We start from the raw sequence: 13,319 nt of genomic DNA on the forward strand, positions 1-13,319 counted from the left end.
TGTCGCGAGCTGGGTTATCAGGCGGCGACCGCCTCCTTCTGTGCCGGCTTGTGATCGTCGTCGAGCATCGTCAGCTCGTCGAACGGCTCGCGACCGCTCAATACCGCGGACACCTTCTCGTTGTTCACCGTCTTGGTCCACGACCCAACCAGCAACGTGGCCACCGCGTTGCCGGAGAAGTTGGTCACCGCCCGCGCCTCCGACATGAACCGGTCGATCCCGACGATCAACCCCACCCCGTCGAGCAGCTCGGGCCGATGCGCCTGAAGACCGCCGGCCAGCGTCGCCAGCCCGGCCCCGCTCACGCCGGCCGCACCCTTGGACGCCACGATCATGAACACCAGCAGACCGATCTGCTCGCCCACCGACAGCGGGTCGCCCAGTGCGTCGGCGATGAACAGCGACGCCATCGTCAGATAGATCGCGGTCCCATCCAAGTTGAACGAATATCCGGTCGGCACAACAACACCCACCGTACTCTGCTGCACACCCAGGTGTTCCATCTTGGCGATCAGCCGCGGCAGCGCGGACTCCGACGACGACGTCGCGAAGATCAGCAGATACTCCCGCGCCAGGTAGCGCACCAGCTTGAAGATCGACACGCCTGCCACCATCCGAAGCAGCGCGCCGAGCACCCCGAACACGAACACCACGCAGGTCAGGTAGAAGCCCAGCATCAGCACCAGCAGGTTGGTCACCGCGCTCCACCCGGTCTGACCCACCACGTTGGCCATCGCACCGAACGCGCCAATCGGGGCCAGCCACAACACCATTGACAGGATCTTGAACACCAGCCGCTGCAGATGCTCCACCCCACGCAGGATCGGCTCACCCTTAGTGCCCATCGCCTGGATCGCGAACCCAACCAACAGCGCCACGAACAACCCCTGCAGCACGTTGCCGTCAGTCAGCGACGAGAACAGCGACGTCGGGATGATGTGCTGGATGAAATCCACCAAACCGCCTGACTCATGCGCCTTCTCGGCCAACTCCGCACCCTTGCCGGCCGTCGACTCCGACAGCTTGAGGCTGCTGCCGGGATGCAGCAGGTTACCGACCAGCAGGCCGATACCCAGCGCGATCGTCGACATCACCAGGAAATAGCCGAACGCCAGCCCGCCGACCTTGCCGACGGTGGCGGCCTTACGTACCGATCCGATGCCCAGCACGATCGTGCAGAAGATCACCGGGACGATCATCATCTTGATCAGGGCGACGAACATCGTCCCCAGGACGCCGACCTCCTTACCCACGCTAGGAGCCATCAGCCCGACGGCGATACCGCCGACCACCGCGACGAGGACGGCGATGTACAGCCAGTGCGTGCGATCCCGGCGCTTGGGCGGCGCGGGCTTGTCGTCGCCGCCTGGACGATCCACAACCGTGGTCATGAGCGGTTTCCTTCCGATGAGACAGCAATAGGTCTGAAAGGATGGTTTACCCTCACGTGACGCAGGTCACGCTTTAGTTCATTACGTTCATCGCGGAGGTGCGCAGTGGCCGTACTCCCCCGCTCGCTGGCCGGGCAGGCCTTCGCGCTGCAGGCCGCGATCATCGTCTTGGTGGTCCTGGCCGGCAGCACCCTTGCCCTGCTCGACGCCAAGAGCGACGCCGACGCCGCCGCCCGCCAGCAGGTCACCGCCATCGCCGTCGCGCTGGCCGACTCACCCTCGACCGCGACGGCCATCGAAAGCGGCAACGCCGCAACGGTTCTGCAACCGGTCACCGAGGCTGTCCGCAAGAGCACCGACATCGCCTTCATCACGATCATGGCGCCCGACCGCACCCGTTTCACCCACACCAACCCCGACCAGATCGGCCAGAAGTACATCGGCACCATCGAACCGGCGCTGCGCGGCGAAACCTACACCGAGGTCTACACCGGCACGCTGGGCCCGTCGGTGCGCACCATCGCGCCGGTGCGCGACGCCCAGGGCCAGATCATCGGCCTGGTCGCGGCGGGCATCACCACCGAGACCCTCGCCGCGCACTGGCGTTCGCAATGGCCGGCCATCGTCGGCTTCGGCATGGGTGCGCTGGCACTGTCCTTCATCGGCATCTGGGCCATCCGCCGCCGCGTCCTGACCCAGACGCACGGCCTCGCGCCCGACGAACTTCGGGTGATGTACGACCATCACGACGCGATCCTGCACTCCGTCTCCGAGGGACTGATCGTCCTCGACCGCAACGGCGTGGCCCTGGCCAACGACGAGGCCCGCCGGCTGCTGGCCCTGCCGTCCGGGCCTATCACCCGCGCTGACCTGCCAGAGTTCTTGCGCGGCAACGATCCCGGCGTGCGTGACGAGGTCCGGCTCACCGACGACCGGGTGCTGGTGGTGAACCGCTCTCAGGTGAGCGCCTCGGACTCCGAGGTCGTCACGATCCGCGATCGCACCGAACTACAAGGCGCCCTCGGCGAATTGAGCTCGCTGCAGGGGTTCACCGATTCACTGCGCGCACAGGCCCACGAGTCGGCGAACAAGCTGCACACCGTCATCACCCTGGTCGAGATGGGCCGGCCCGAGGAAGCCGTCAAGTTCGCCACCCAGGAGCTGGCGCTGTCCCAGCAACTCGTCGACCGGGTCTCCGACGCCGTCGCAGAACCCGCTCTGGTCGCCCTGCTGCTGGGCAAGACCGCCGAGGCCGACGAACGCGGCATCGAACTGACCATCACCGAGGAAACCCATCTGCCCGCCGAGTCACTGCTGAGCTCGCAGGAGATGGTCACCGTGCTGGGCAACCTGATCGACAACGCCATGGACGCCTGCGACCGCGACGACCCGTGGGTCGAGGTCACCGTCAACCAGACCGACGACGAGCTACAGATCCAGGTCGCCGACAGCGGGCCGGGCATGGATGCCGAGACATTCCAGCGGGCCATGCAACGCGGCTACTCGACGAAATCCGGCACCGACGCCGGCCACCAGGGCTTGGGGCTCGCGCTGGTGGCCCAGACCGTCAACCGCCACGGCGGCAGCCTGAGCGCGGATCTCACCTACGGTTCGGTGGTGACGGTGACCATCCCATGATCAACGTTCTGATCGTCGAGGACGACCCGCTGATCGCCGAGGCGCATCAGACGTATCTGACTCGGCTGCAAGGGTTTACCGTCACCGGGCTGGCACACACCGCGCGTGACGCGATGCGCATCGCCTCCGAAGCCGAGGCCCCGGTCGACCTGGTCCTGCTCGACCTCGGCCTGCCCGACGCCAGCGGTATCGCCCTGGCCTCGGCGCTGTCCGGGTTGCGGCCCGCGCCCGACATCATCGCGATCACCTCCGAGCGTGATCTGGAAATGGTGCGCGCCGCGGTCGCCCACGGGGCGCTGGCTTATCTGCTCAAGCCGTTCACGTTCGCGGCGTTTCGTGACCGCCTCGAGCGCTACCGCCGCTACCGCGAGGCGCTGCCCGCCGGAACGGACGCCGCCAGCCAGGCCGAAGTCGATCGTGCGCTGGGCGAATTGCGGATCAGCACGGATCGATCGGTAGCCCCGAAGGGCGCGGCACCGGCCACCACCGATGGGATCGCCCGCGCAGTGCGCGACCGCGCCGACGGGCTGACCGCCGAGGAGGCTGCCAAGTTGGTGGGGGTGTCCCGGGTGACCGCGTGGCGCTATCTGGAACGGCTGGCCGACGACGGAACCGTCACCCGGGTGACCGAATACGGCAAGACGGGGCGACCCAGTACGCGCTACCAGTGGCGTTGAGGTTCATCGAGTCAGAACAGAGATCGCAATTCTGCGACAGAAAGCGATCTGCGTTCTGAATAGATGGGATCAGGCGTCGTCGAAGTCCGTCGACACCGACAAGTCGCGCCAGGCCTTCTGCTCAGCGGCTACGAAATCCAGCTTGGCGGCGATCCCGGCGAACGCATCGCTGCCCAACTGGATTCGCAGCGGCGGCTTCTCGGTCGCGCCCAGCTTCAGTATGGCCGCCACCGCCTTGACCGGGTCACCGGGCTGATTGTGGTTGGCCGTCGCGGCATGTGCCCGCGTCGCACCCGCCGTCTCGGCGTAGTCGTCGATCACGCCGTCCTCGGTGTGCAAGCTGGAAGCGTCCAGGAAGTCGGTGCGGAAATACCCGGGCTCCACGATCGTCACCGAAATACCCAGCGGGCCAACCTCATCAGCAAGCGCCTCGGAGATGCCCTCCAACGCGAATTTCGTGGAGCAGTAGATCCCCCACCCCGCCGAACTCCGGAAGCCGCCGATCGACGACAGGTTGATGATGTGGCCCGAACGCTGCGCGCGCAGGGTGGGCAGCACCGCGCGCAGCACATTGAGAACGCCGAACACGTTGGCGTCGTACACGCCACGAACGGCCGCGTCGCTGGCCTCCTCCACCGCGGAGAGCAGGCCCCGGCCGGCATTGTTGACCACGACATCGATCCTGCCGAAACGCTCGACCGATGCCGCGACTGCCGCCTGTGCTGCCGCCTCGTCGGTCACGTCGAGTGCCACGGCCAGCAGGTGATCGCCGGCGTCCGGGAATTGCTCGGTGATGGTCTTCGGGTCGCGCGCTGTCGCGACCACCTGATGGCCCGCAGCCAGGGCCTGCCCCACGATCTCCGCACCGAAGCCCCGCGAGGCTCCTGTCACAAACCACACGCTCATGCGTTTATCCAACTACACCGGGTCCGGTTGTATGCCCCCTTGCGGAGCCGGTCAACGCGTTACTAGGATGTCCTAGTATTCAGCCGCCAGGTCAGCCAAGGGGCAGTCATGAGCACAACCATCCAGCACTTCATCGACGGACAGCGCAGCAATCTGTCCAGCACGCGCACCGCCGACGTCCTCAATCCGAGCACCGGCGAGGTGCAGGCCCAGGTGCTCCTGGCCTCAGCCGCCGACGTCGACACCGCGGTGGCCTCAGCCGTCGAAGCACAGAAGGAATGGGCCGCCTGGAACCCCCAGCGCCGGGCCCGCGTGATGATGAAGTTCATCGAGCTGGTCAATGCCAACACCGACGAGCTCGCCGAGCTGCTGTCCATCGAGCACGGCAAGACCGTTGCCGACTCCCGCGGTGACATCCAGCGCGGCATCGAGGTCATCGAGTTCGCCATCGGCATCCCGCACCTACTCAAGGGCGAGTTCACCGAGGGCGCCGGGGGCGGCATCGACGTGTACTCGATCCGCCAGCCGCTCGGGGTGGTCGCCGGCATCACGCCGTTCAACTTCCCCGCGATGATCCCGCTGTGGAAAGCCGGCCCCGCACTGGCATGCGGTAACGCGTTCATCCTCAAGCCCTCCGAGCGCGACCCCTCGGTCCCGGTGCGCCTGGCCGAACTGTTCCTCGAAGCCGGGCTGCCCGCCGGTGTATTCCAGGTCGTGCAGGGCGACAAGGAGGCCGTCGACGCGATCCTGCATCACCCCGACATCAAGGCTGTCGGCTTCGTCGGCAGCTCCGATATCGCGCAGTACATCTACTCCACCGCCGCAGCCAACGGTAAGCGTTCCCAGTGCTTCGGCGGCGCCAAGAACCACATGATCGTCATGCCTGACGCCGATCTGGACCAGGCCGTCGACGCCCTCATCGGAGCCGGCTACGGCAGCGCCGGCGAGCGCTGCATGGCCATCAGCGTCGCCGTGCCCGTCGGCGAAGAGACCGCAAACCGGTTGCGCGCCAGGCTCGTCGAGCGGATCAACAACCTGCGCGTCGGCCACAGTCTGGACCCCAAGGCCGATTACGGGCCACTGGTCACCGGCGCCGCCCTCAAGCGGGTCCGTGACTACATCGACGCCGGTGTGGCCGCCGGCGCCGAGATCGTGGTCGACGGTCGCGAGAAGGCCAGCGACGAGCTGACTTTCGCCGACGCCAGCCTGGAGGGTGGCTTCTTCATCGGCCCCACCCTGTTCGACCACGTCACCACCGACATGTCGATCTACACCGACGAGATCTTCGGCCCGGTGCTGTGCATCGTGCGGGCTCATGATTACGAAGAGGCCCTGCGCCTGCCCACCGAGCACGAGTACGGCAACGGGGTGGCCATCTTCACCCGCGACGGCGATGCCGCCCGCGACTTCGTGTCCCGGGTTCAGGTCGGCATGGTCGGCGTCAACGTGCCGATCCCGGTTCCGGTGTCCTACCACACCTTCGGCGGCTGGAAGCGCTCCGGCTTCGGCGACCTCAACCAGCACGGTCCGCACTCGATCCTGTTCTACACCAAGACCAAGACCGTCACCGAGCGGTGGCCATCAGGCATCAAGGACGGCGCCGAGTTCGTCATCCCCACGATGCAATGAACTTCCTGACGCTCGACGACGACGACCGCGTGATCGCCGAAACGGCGACCGCGTTCGCCATCAAACGTCTTGCGCCGCATGCCTTGGACTGGGATCACTCCAAAGAATTCCCGGTCGACGTCTTGCGGGCGGCCGCCGAGCTGGGGATGGCCGCGATCTACTGCGCCGAGGATGTCGGCGGCAGCGGGCTGCGGCGCCTGGATGCGGTGCGGATCTTCGAGCAGCTCTCGACGGCCGACCCTGCACTGGCCGCGTTCCTGTCGATCCACAACATGTGCGCGTGGATGGTCGACACGTACGGCACCGACGATCAGCGCAAGTCGTGGATCCCTCGGCTCGCCTCGATGGAGGCGATCGCCAGCTACTGCCTCACCGAGCCGGGTGCGGGATCGGACGCATCGGCGTTGCGCACCAAGGCCGTCCGCGACGGCGACCACTACGTGCTCGACGGTGTGAAGCAGTTCATCTCCGGAGCCGGCACCTCCGATGTGTACGTCGTGATGGCCCGCACGGGGTCCGACGGCCCGCGCGGCATCTCGGCGTTCATCGTCGAAAAAGACACGCCAGGACTGAGTTTCGGTGCCCAAGAAGAGAAGATGGGCTGGAACGTTCAGCCCACCGCCCAGGTGGTCCTGGAGGGTGTACGGGTGCCGGCGTCGGCGATGCTAGGCGGCCCTGAGGGCGAGGGCACCGGCTTCGGTATCGCCATGAACGGCCTCAACGGCGGACGCCTCAACATCGCCGCCTGTTCCCTGGGCGGCGCGCAGTCCGCCTACGACAAGGCCGCGAGTTATCTGGCCGACCGCCAAGCCTTCGGCGGGGCACTGCTCGACGAGCCCACCATCCGATTCACCTTGGCCGACATGGCCACCGCGCTGGAGACGTCCCGGTTGATGTTGTGGCGCGCGGCCGCCGCGCTGGACAACGACGAGCCGGACAAGGTCGCGTTGTGCGCAATGGCCAAACGCTATGTCACCGATGCCTGCTACGACGTGGCCGATCAGGCGCTGCAGCTGCACGGCGGTTACGGCTACCTGCGGGAGTACGGCATCGAGAAGATCGTCCGCGATCTGCGTGTGCACCGAATCCTGGAGGGCACCAACGAAATCATGCGCGTGGTCATCGGGCGGGCCGAGGCCGCCCGGGCGCGCGCATCAGCATAGGGCAAAGGAGCCTACGCATGACGACGATCGCGTTCCTGGGGCTGGGCCACATGGGTGGACCGATGGCGGCCAACCTGGTCAATGCCGGCTACACCGTGCGCGGCTTCGACCCGGTGCCCGCGTTGCGCCAGGCGGCCGAGGAGAAGGGTGCGGCGGTGTTCGACGCCGGTGCTGCCGCGGTGACCGGAGCCGACGTCGTCATCACCTCGCTGCCCAACGGCGCGATCGTGAAAGCCTGCTACGCCGAAGCACTTCCGGCCGCCACGGCGGGCACGCTGTTTATCGACACCTCCACCATCTCGGTCGACGACGCCCGTGAGGTGAACGCCCAGGCTGCAGCCGCCGGGATGGCCCAGCTGGACGCTCCGGTGTCCGGCGGCATCAAGGGCGCGACGGCCGGCACGCTGGCCTTCATGGTCGGCGGCGAAGCCGATGCGCTGGAGAAGGCCCGTCCGGTGCTGGAACCCATGGCCAGCAAGGTGATTCACTGCGGATCCTCCGGTGCCGGGCAGGCCGCCAAGCTGTGCAACAACATGGTGCTCGCTGTGCAGCAGATCGCCGTGGGTGAGGCGTTCGTGCTGGCCGAGAAGCTCGGCCTGTCCGCGCAGTCGCTGTTCGACGTGATCACCGGGGCGACCGGCAACTGCTGGGCAGTGCACACCAACTGCCCTGTGCCCGGCCCGGTTCCGACGTCACCGGCCAACAACAATTTCCAGCCGGGGTTCGCCACCGCGCTGATGAACAAGGACCTGGGCCTGGCGATGGACGCCGTGTCGTCGACCGGCGCGACGGCCCCGCTGGGCACCCACGCCGCCGAGATCTACCGCAAGTTCGCCGGCGAGCACGCCGACCTGGACTTCAGCGCGGTCATCGAAACGCTGCGCTAGAAATCCCCGGCGTGGTGGCGCAACGTCTCGATCGACGCCGCCAGGGCCCGCGCTTCGGCAGCCGACAGACCGACGTCGGCGAACACCTGCGCGTTGAGCGTCTTGGTGGCGTCCTCGACCGTCGAGCGACCGAGCTCGGTGATCTCCACCAGCGTGGTGCGCCCGTCGGTGGGGTGCGGCACCCGCTTGACCAGTCCGTCGGCCTCCAGCCGACGAATGGCGTGGGTGACGCTGGTGACATGCACCTGCAACCGGTCGGACGCCTTGGTGATCGGTAGCGCACCGGTGCGGCTGAACGCCAGCAGGCGCAGCAGCTCGAACCTCGAGAAGCTCAGATCGTAGGGCCGTAGCGCATTCTCGACCCGGGCCAGCAGGATCTGGTGGGCCCGCATCACCGAGGTCACGGCCACCATGCCCTCGGCGACATCACCCCACCCGGAGCGCTCCCAATTTCGGCGCGCCGCGGCGATCGGGTCCGGTTTCTCGGACGAGGTTGAGTCGGCAGCCATCCGCTCATTCATACCGCATCCGGGCACCGGCACAGGGCACTACCGCCACTCCGCCACCGCGGCGAGCACCGCGCGCGTCGAGATCCGGTCCCCCACGGTGATTCGCACGCCGCCGTCGGTGTAGTGGCGCACCCGCAGTCCGGCCGGGTCGAAAACTTCCCGCCACGGCTTGCGTGCCGGTGGCAGATACACGAAGTTGGCATGCCCTTCGGTGACGTACACCCCCATGGCGCGCAGCCGCATCCGCAGGTAGCGCCGCTGCGCGGTGATCACCCGGATGCGCCGCCGCAGCTCGCGTTCCGCATCGTAGGACGCGGCGACGGCCACCAGGCCGGTGCAGTCCATCCCGAACGGCAACTGCATCCGCCACAGCAGGGCGGTCAGTTCGGCAGACCCGAAGCCGTAGCCGATGCGCAGACCCGCAAGACCGTAAGCCTTGGAGAACGTCCGCAACACCAGCACATTCGGATACCGCTGGATCAGCGACAGGCCATCGAGCCGGAACGCGGGTGCGACGAACTCGATGTAGGCCTCGTCGAGCAGGACGATGGTGTCACTGGGCACCGCGGCCAGGAACCGCTCCACCGCGGGCGCGGACTCTACCGTCCCGGTCGGATTGTGCGGACGGCACAGGACCACGACCTTGGCGTCGGCGGCGGCCTCGGCCAGCGCATCCAGATCGTGGCAGCCGTGCTCGTCGAGCGGGACCATGATCGGTTGCAGCCGGGCCATCCGCGCGAAGATCGGGTAGCCGTCGAAGGTCGGTGCGGCCATGGCGATCCGGTCGCCCGGCGCGGTCACGGCGTGCAGGAGCTGCATCGCGACCCCGGTGGCGCCGGGACCGACCACCACCTGGTCCTCGGCCACCCCGATGTGCCCGGCGATCAACCGCCGCAAGCTCTCCGGCAAGAATTCGGGATACCGGTTGACGGAGCCGGTTGCGGCGATCAGGGCCGAACGCACCGTCGGCAGCGGCGTGAACGGATTCTCGTTGAGCGACAACGCCAGTGGATCGACGGCGTCGGGCAGTGTGGCCAGACTGTCGCCGGCAACCTGCGACAGCGGCTGCATCAGGCGGCCCTGCCGCCCCAGCGCACCGCGGCCGCCCCGGCGAAATCGCCGGCGTGGGCGAAGGCCGCCATCAGGATGGTGTCGCCGGCCGAAATGCGCCCCTCGCTGATCGCCCGGTCGAGATTGATCGGGATGCCCGCGCCAAACAGGTTGCCGCACTGGTCGAATGTGTCGACGTGCCGCTCGGGCGGTAGCTCCAGGGCTTCGCGCCAGTTGCGCAGGAACACCCGGTTCGGTTGGTTGGTGACGAGCAGGTCGAGGTCGCGCGACTTCATCCCGATCCGATGGCACACCGCCAGTGCGACTTCCGGGACCTGCCGGTTGCCGCGAGCGAGCACCTTGGTGATCTTCGATTCGGTGAATCCGATGTAACCCTCGGCGGGTCCAGGCCGCCACCACTTGCGCGGCGGATCGAACGCGATCGTCATATCGCCGGCGAACTCACCGTAGGTGCGGGTTTCGATGCCGAGGATCGGCGAGGAGTCCGACACCGTCACGAGGCCGACGGCCGCGCCGTCGCCGGGCACCGCCGCCTGGGCCTTGCGCCGCACAGTCGGCTGATCGAAGACCTGACCCGCCGAGTTCTGCGCGATCGCCACCACCGCGGTCTGCCCTGCGCCCGAGGCCAGCAGCTGCCGGGCCACCTGTAGCCCGAGCACGAACGCCGCGCAGCCGCCGTTGTGCAGATCCAGCACCCAATTCGGCCGCATACCAAGGCGATGCGCGATCGCACCGCCACCGCCGTAGAACGGCATGTCCGGCAACTGGGTGTGGGTGATCAGGATGTCCGCACCGGAAACCACGTCCTCGCCGTGCCGCTCGATCAGCCCGGCCGCGGCCCGCTCGATCATGTCAGTGGCGGTCTCGTCAGGTGCCACGTGGTGGCGGAACTTCGGCGCCCGGAACATCAGGTTGTCGCGCAGATCGTCAGAGTCGGCGAACTGAGCGTAATAGTCGGCGGGGACCGGATCGCCGGGCAGGTAACTCGAGACATCGATCAAGCTGACATCGGTTTGGCCCATGGCAGTGCTCATTTCATCCACCCCGGCGTCACCGGCAGTCCATTGCGGCGGCGGTATTCGGCGATCGCTTTGAGATTCTTCAGCTCGAGTTCGTGGCCGGCGCCGAACATGTCCCAGAAATCGCCGACCCACACCGGTCGCTGCGGCGGTGCGGTTTCCGGATAAGGGTTGTCGTCATAGAACGGATGACGGCAGTTCGTCCACAGCACAACCGAACCAGGCTTGTCGAGCACCGTCTGCGCGTCGATCACCCGCATCAGGTAGATCATCCACAAGTGCTTGCCCTGGTCCCATGCGCAGTGGTAGTCGACGGTGCGCGCCTGCGGGTTTGCTTCGGTACGGGTGTAGATGGTTGTCTGCGAACCCAATCGGTCGTAGGCCACCCACAGCCCCGGCTCGTCGGTCTCTTCGAACCCGCGCAGACTGTAGGTCCATTCCTCCAGCGAGCGGGTGTCGGACAGATATTCGTACAGTTCGTCGGGCGGGCAGTCGATGTAGTCGTTGACGGTGCAGTACCGGCCGAAGACCTGGTCGTGCGGATACACCGACCGCATCATCTCCATGATGACCGGGGTGGCCTTCTCTCGCGGCGATGTCTCGATCCGCATCACTCCCTCGATAGGGGCGGCCGATCCGGTGTGGACGAAAATGTCGTCAAGCGCGGGCAGCGACATGGGGATTGCTCTCCTCGGTGGTTGGGGCCGTGGACTGCCGAAGCGCAGTCAGGAACGGTGCGAACGGCGGGATTTCCTCGGCCGAGCATTCGATGCTGACGACTGATGGCCCGTCGTCGGCAAGAGCTACCCCCAGTGCGGCATTCAACTGCCCGATCTCACCCACGTCGACCGAACGCAGCCCCGGGAACATGGCAGCCAAGCCAGCACCCAGATTGCTGGGCCGGAACCTGTTGTAGCTGTATAGATCTCGGTAGTACAACTGCTCACGCGTCACGCACATGGCGTGCGCGTTGTTGTTGAACAGCACGAAGGTGATCGGCAGCCGGTACTGCAGCGCGGTGTGCACTTCCATGCCATGCATGAAGAACGACCCGTCACCGGCCACCACCACGACTCGACGCCGCCGGCCGAACGCGATGCCGATGGCGGCCCCGAAGCTGTAGCCCATGCCGCCCATGCCCAGTGCGACCAGGAACCGCCCCGATCGGCGCACCGGGAGGTTGTGGATCGCGGCCGCACCCGTGTTGCCCGCATCGACGACGATGTCGACATCGTCGACAAGGACGGCGTCGAGCGCGGAAATCGCATCCCGGTAACGGATTCCGTCACCGGTGTGGCGCGGCGGGAACAGTTCCTGGCGGCCGATCACCTCAGGCACCCGCACGCCGTTGGGCCGGCACCCACCCCCCGAGAGCATCATCGCCAGCTTGCCCAGTGATGCGCGTAGGTCGTCGGTCCGGATGTGCGTGCACGGTAGATACGGCGCGGCGGAACCGATGGACATCGTCGGCACGCAGCTCAGCGCATCATCCAAGCCGCTGCGCGCCGTCACGTTGAACCGGGTTCCGATCAACAGACACAGCGCACTCTCGCGGATGGCATCGGCTATGCCGGGGTGGCCCATCACACCGGTGACACCGAGCGACGATGACGAACCCAGTCCCGGTGATCCGCTGACGTCCTTCGCGTCGGGTACGGTCGCGACCCTGGCCCGCAGCAGGGCACGCAGGCGCTCCAGTTCGACACGGGCGTCGTCGCGCGCCACCTGCTCGCCCGCGATGATCGTCACCGGTCCGTGCGCCCGACGCAGTACCCGGGCGAGCGGCCACGGGTCGCCAACCACCGGCGGCTCCGGCGCCGATGCCAGCCGACTGCGCACCGGAACAAGCGCCTGCTGAACGTCTTTGGGCAGCAACAGAACCGCCGGGCCGCCCTGCCACGCCGCGGCGATCGCCTCCGGCAGGGCGGTCACTATCTGCTCGGCAGAAGTAACACGCCGGCAGTACACCGACACCGTCGAGAACAGCGCGTGGGCATCCAGCGAGCCGTTTCGCCCGCTGGTGTCCTGAAAACTGCCCCGGCCGTCCATCGCCGTGGCCGGCTGACCGATCAACGCCAGCACCGGGACCCGGCTGGCCAGTGATTCTCCCAGTCCGGGAACAAGATTCAGCGACCCACCGCCGGAGGTCGCGATGACCACACCCAACCCACACCCCGACCGGCTGTACCCGTCGGCCATTGCCGCCGCGGAGAACTCATGCTTCGCCAGCACAGCGGTGACGCCGTCATGAAAGTACGCGGCATCGTAGAGATCCTCGATATTGGCGCCGTCGACACCGAACATGTAGTCGACGCCGATGGCCGTAAGTTGGTCGACGATGTGGTCGACCACACGCTGTTGCCTGTCCATCTGGCTCACCTGTCCTCCCCGACCCTGCCAGTGACACGAGCTGCGAAGCGGTTCGGTTC

12 protein-coding genes are annotated in these 13,319 nt (G+C 66.9%); 5 read left to right on the forward strand and 7 right to left on the reverse strand.

Translation table 11 applies throughout. The features are described 5' to 3' along the window. Nucleotides 1–17: 17 nt before the first annotated feature. Complete coding sequence (locus HPC46_RS11845) at nt 18–1,391, reverse strand: cation:dicarboxylate symporter family transporter (RefSeq protein ID WP_179469973.1); 1,374 nt, start codon at nt 1,389–1,391, stop codon at nt 18–20. 105 nt (nt 1,392–1,496) lie between these two features. Here HPC46_RS11845 and HPC46_RS11850 point away from each other — a divergent pair, with 105 nt between their 5' ends. Further along, a complete protein-coding gene (locus tag HPC46_RS11850) occupies nt 1,497–3,029 on the forward strand; it encodes a sensor histidine kinase (protein ID WP_179469975.1) in 1,533 nt (510 codons plus the stop codon). Continuing rightward, nucleotides 3,026–3,706 (forward strand): response regulator, encoded by a 681-nt coding sequence (locus tag HPC46_RS11855; RefSeq protein ID WP_179469977.1) that lies wholly within the window; start codon nt 3,026–3,028, stop codon nt 3,704–3,706. Before HPC46_RS11850 ends, HPC46_RS11855 begins: the two co-directional genes overlap by 4 nt. Nucleotides 3,707–3,775: 69 nt before the next feature. Here HPC46_RS11855 and HPC46_RS11860 read toward each other — a convergent pair whose 3' ends face one another. Next, a complete protein-coding gene (locus tag HPC46_RS11860) occupies nt 3,776–4,612 on the reverse strand; it encodes an oxidoreductase (RefSeq protein WP_179469979.1) in 837 nt (278 codons plus the stop codon). 108 nt (nt 4,613–4,720) lie between these two features. Between HPC46_RS11860 and HPC46_RS11865 the strand changes: the two genes are divergently transcribed. Genes HPC46_RS11865 through mmsB form a run of 3 tightly spaced genes read left to right on the forward strand, consistent with a single transcriptional unit; the run spans nt 4,721 to nt 8,291 of the window. Further along, entirely contained in the window at nt 4,721–6,241 is a 1,521-nt protein-coding gene (locus HPC46_RS11865; RefSeq protein ID WP_179469981.1) for a CoA-acylating methylmalonate-semialdehyde dehydrogenase, read from the forward strand. Continuing rightward, nucleotides 6,238–7,404, forward strand: coding sequence for an acyl-CoA dehydrogenase family protein (locus HPC46_RS11870; RefSeq protein WP_179469983.1), 1,167 nt, complete (start codon nt 6,238–6,240; stop codon nt 7,402–7,404). The genes HPC46_RS11865 and HPC46_RS11870 overlap by 4 nt, the downstream gene beginning before the upstream one ends. Before the next feature lie 17 nt (nt 7,405–7,421). Further along, nucleotides 7,422–8,291, forward strand: a complete 870-nt coding sequence (gene mmsB, locus HPC46_RS11875) for a 3-hydroxyisobutyrate dehydrogenase (RefSeq protein WP_179469985.1) — start codon at nt 7,422–7,424, stop codon at nt 8,289–8,291. Here mmsB and HPC46_RS11880 read toward each other — a convergent pair. From HPC46_RS11880 to HPC46_RS11900, 5 genes are read right to left on the reverse strand one after another with little or no spacing between them, the layout of a single operon-like run. Beyond that, nucleotides 8,288–8,800, reverse strand: a complete 513-nt coding sequence (locus HPC46_RS11880; RefSeq protein WP_233716383.1) for a MarR family transcriptional regulator — start codon at nt 8,798–8,800, stop codon at nt 8,288–8,290. The two genes, mmsB and HPC46_RS11880, sit on opposite strands and share 4 nt — an antisense overlap. A 39-nt stretch (nt 8,801–8,839) precedes the next feature. Next, nucleotides 8,840–9,871: a pyridoxal phosphate-dependent aminotransferase gene (locus HPC46_RS11885; protein WP_179469989.1), complete on the reverse strand. Its 1,032-nt coding sequence runs from the start codon at nt 9,869–9,871 to the stop codon at nt 8,840–8,842. Continuing rightward, complete coding sequence (locus tag HPC46_RS11890; protein WP_179470099.1) at nt 9,871–10,893, reverse strand: 3-oxoacyl-ACP synthase III family protein; 1,023 nt, start codon at nt 10,891–10,893, stop codon at nt 9,871–9,873. The genes HPC46_RS11885 and HPC46_RS11890 overlap by 1 nt, the downstream gene beginning before the upstream one ends. Before the next feature lie 8 nt (nt 10,894–10,901). Beyond that, nucleotides 10,902–11,567 (reverse strand): DUF8713 domain-containing protein, encoded by a 666-nt coding sequence (locus tag HPC46_RS11895; protein ID WP_179469991.1) that lies wholly within the window; start codon nt 11,565–11,567, stop codon nt 10,902–10,904. Further along, complete coding sequence (locus HPC46_RS11900; protein ID WP_179469993.1) at nt 11,548–13,260, reverse strand: thiamine pyrophosphate-binding protein; 1,713 nt, start codon at nt 13,258–13,260, stop codon at nt 11,548–11,550. Before HPC46_RS11900 ends, HPC46_RS11895 begins: the two co-directional genes overlap by 20 nt. Between the last annotated feature and the right edge of the window lie 59 nt (nt 13,261–13,319).

Origin of the sequence: Mycolicibacterium vinylchloridicum (assembly GCF_013404075.1) — a bacterium.
In the GTDB taxonomy this organism is placed as follows: domain Bacteria; phylum Actinomycetota; class Actinomycetes; order Mycobacteriales; family Mycobacteriaceae; genus Mycobacterium; species Mycobacterium vinylchloridicum.

Excerpts from the sequence above, each read along its gene's own strand:
- HPC46_RS11845 (WP_179469973.1), bottom strand. The coding sequence starts at position 1,391 with ATGACCACGGTTGTGGATCGTCCAGGCGGCGACGACAAGCCCGCGCCG.
- HPC46_RS11855 (WP_179469977.1), top strand. The coding sequence starts at position 3,026 with ATGATCAACGTTCTGATCGTCGAGGACGACCCGCTGATCGCCGAGGCG.
- HPC46_RS11860 (WP_179469979.1), bottom strand. The coding sequence starts at position 4,612 with ATGAGCGTGTGGTTTGTGACAGGAGCCTCGCGGGGCTTCGGTGCGGAG.
- HPC46_RS11865 (WP_179469981.1), top strand. The coding sequence starts at position 4,721 with ATGAGCACAACCATCCAGCACTTCATCGACGGACAGCGCAGCAATCTG.
- HPC46_RS11870 (WP_179469983.1), top strand. The coding sequence starts at position 6,238 with ATGAACTTCCTGACGCTCGACGACGACGACCGCGTGATCGCCGAAACG.
- mmsB (WP_179469985.1), top strand. The coding sequence starts at position 7,422 with ATGACGACGATCGCGTTCCTGGGGCTGGGCCACATGGGTGGACCGATG.
- HPC46_RS11880 (WP_233716383.1), bottom strand. The coding sequence starts at position 8,800 with ATGGCTGCCGACTCAACCTCGTCCGAGAAACCGGACCCGATCGCCGCG.
- HPC46_RS11885 (WP_179469989.1), bottom strand. The coding sequence starts at position 9,871 with ATGCAGCCGCTGTCGCAGGTTGCCGGCGACAGTCTGGCCACACTGCCC.
- HPC46_RS11890 (WP_179470099.1), bottom strand. The coding sequence starts at position 10,893 with ATGGGCCAAACCGATGTCAGCTTGATCGATGTCTCGAGTTACCTGCCC.
- HPC46_RS11895 (WP_179469991.1), bottom strand. The coding sequence starts at position 11,567 with ATGTCGCTGCCCGCGCTTGACGACATTTTCGTCCACACCGGATCGGCC.
- HPC46_RS11900 (WP_179469993.1), bottom strand. The coding sequence starts at position 13,260 with ATGGACAGGCAACAGCGTGTGGTCGACCACATCGTCGACCAACTTACG.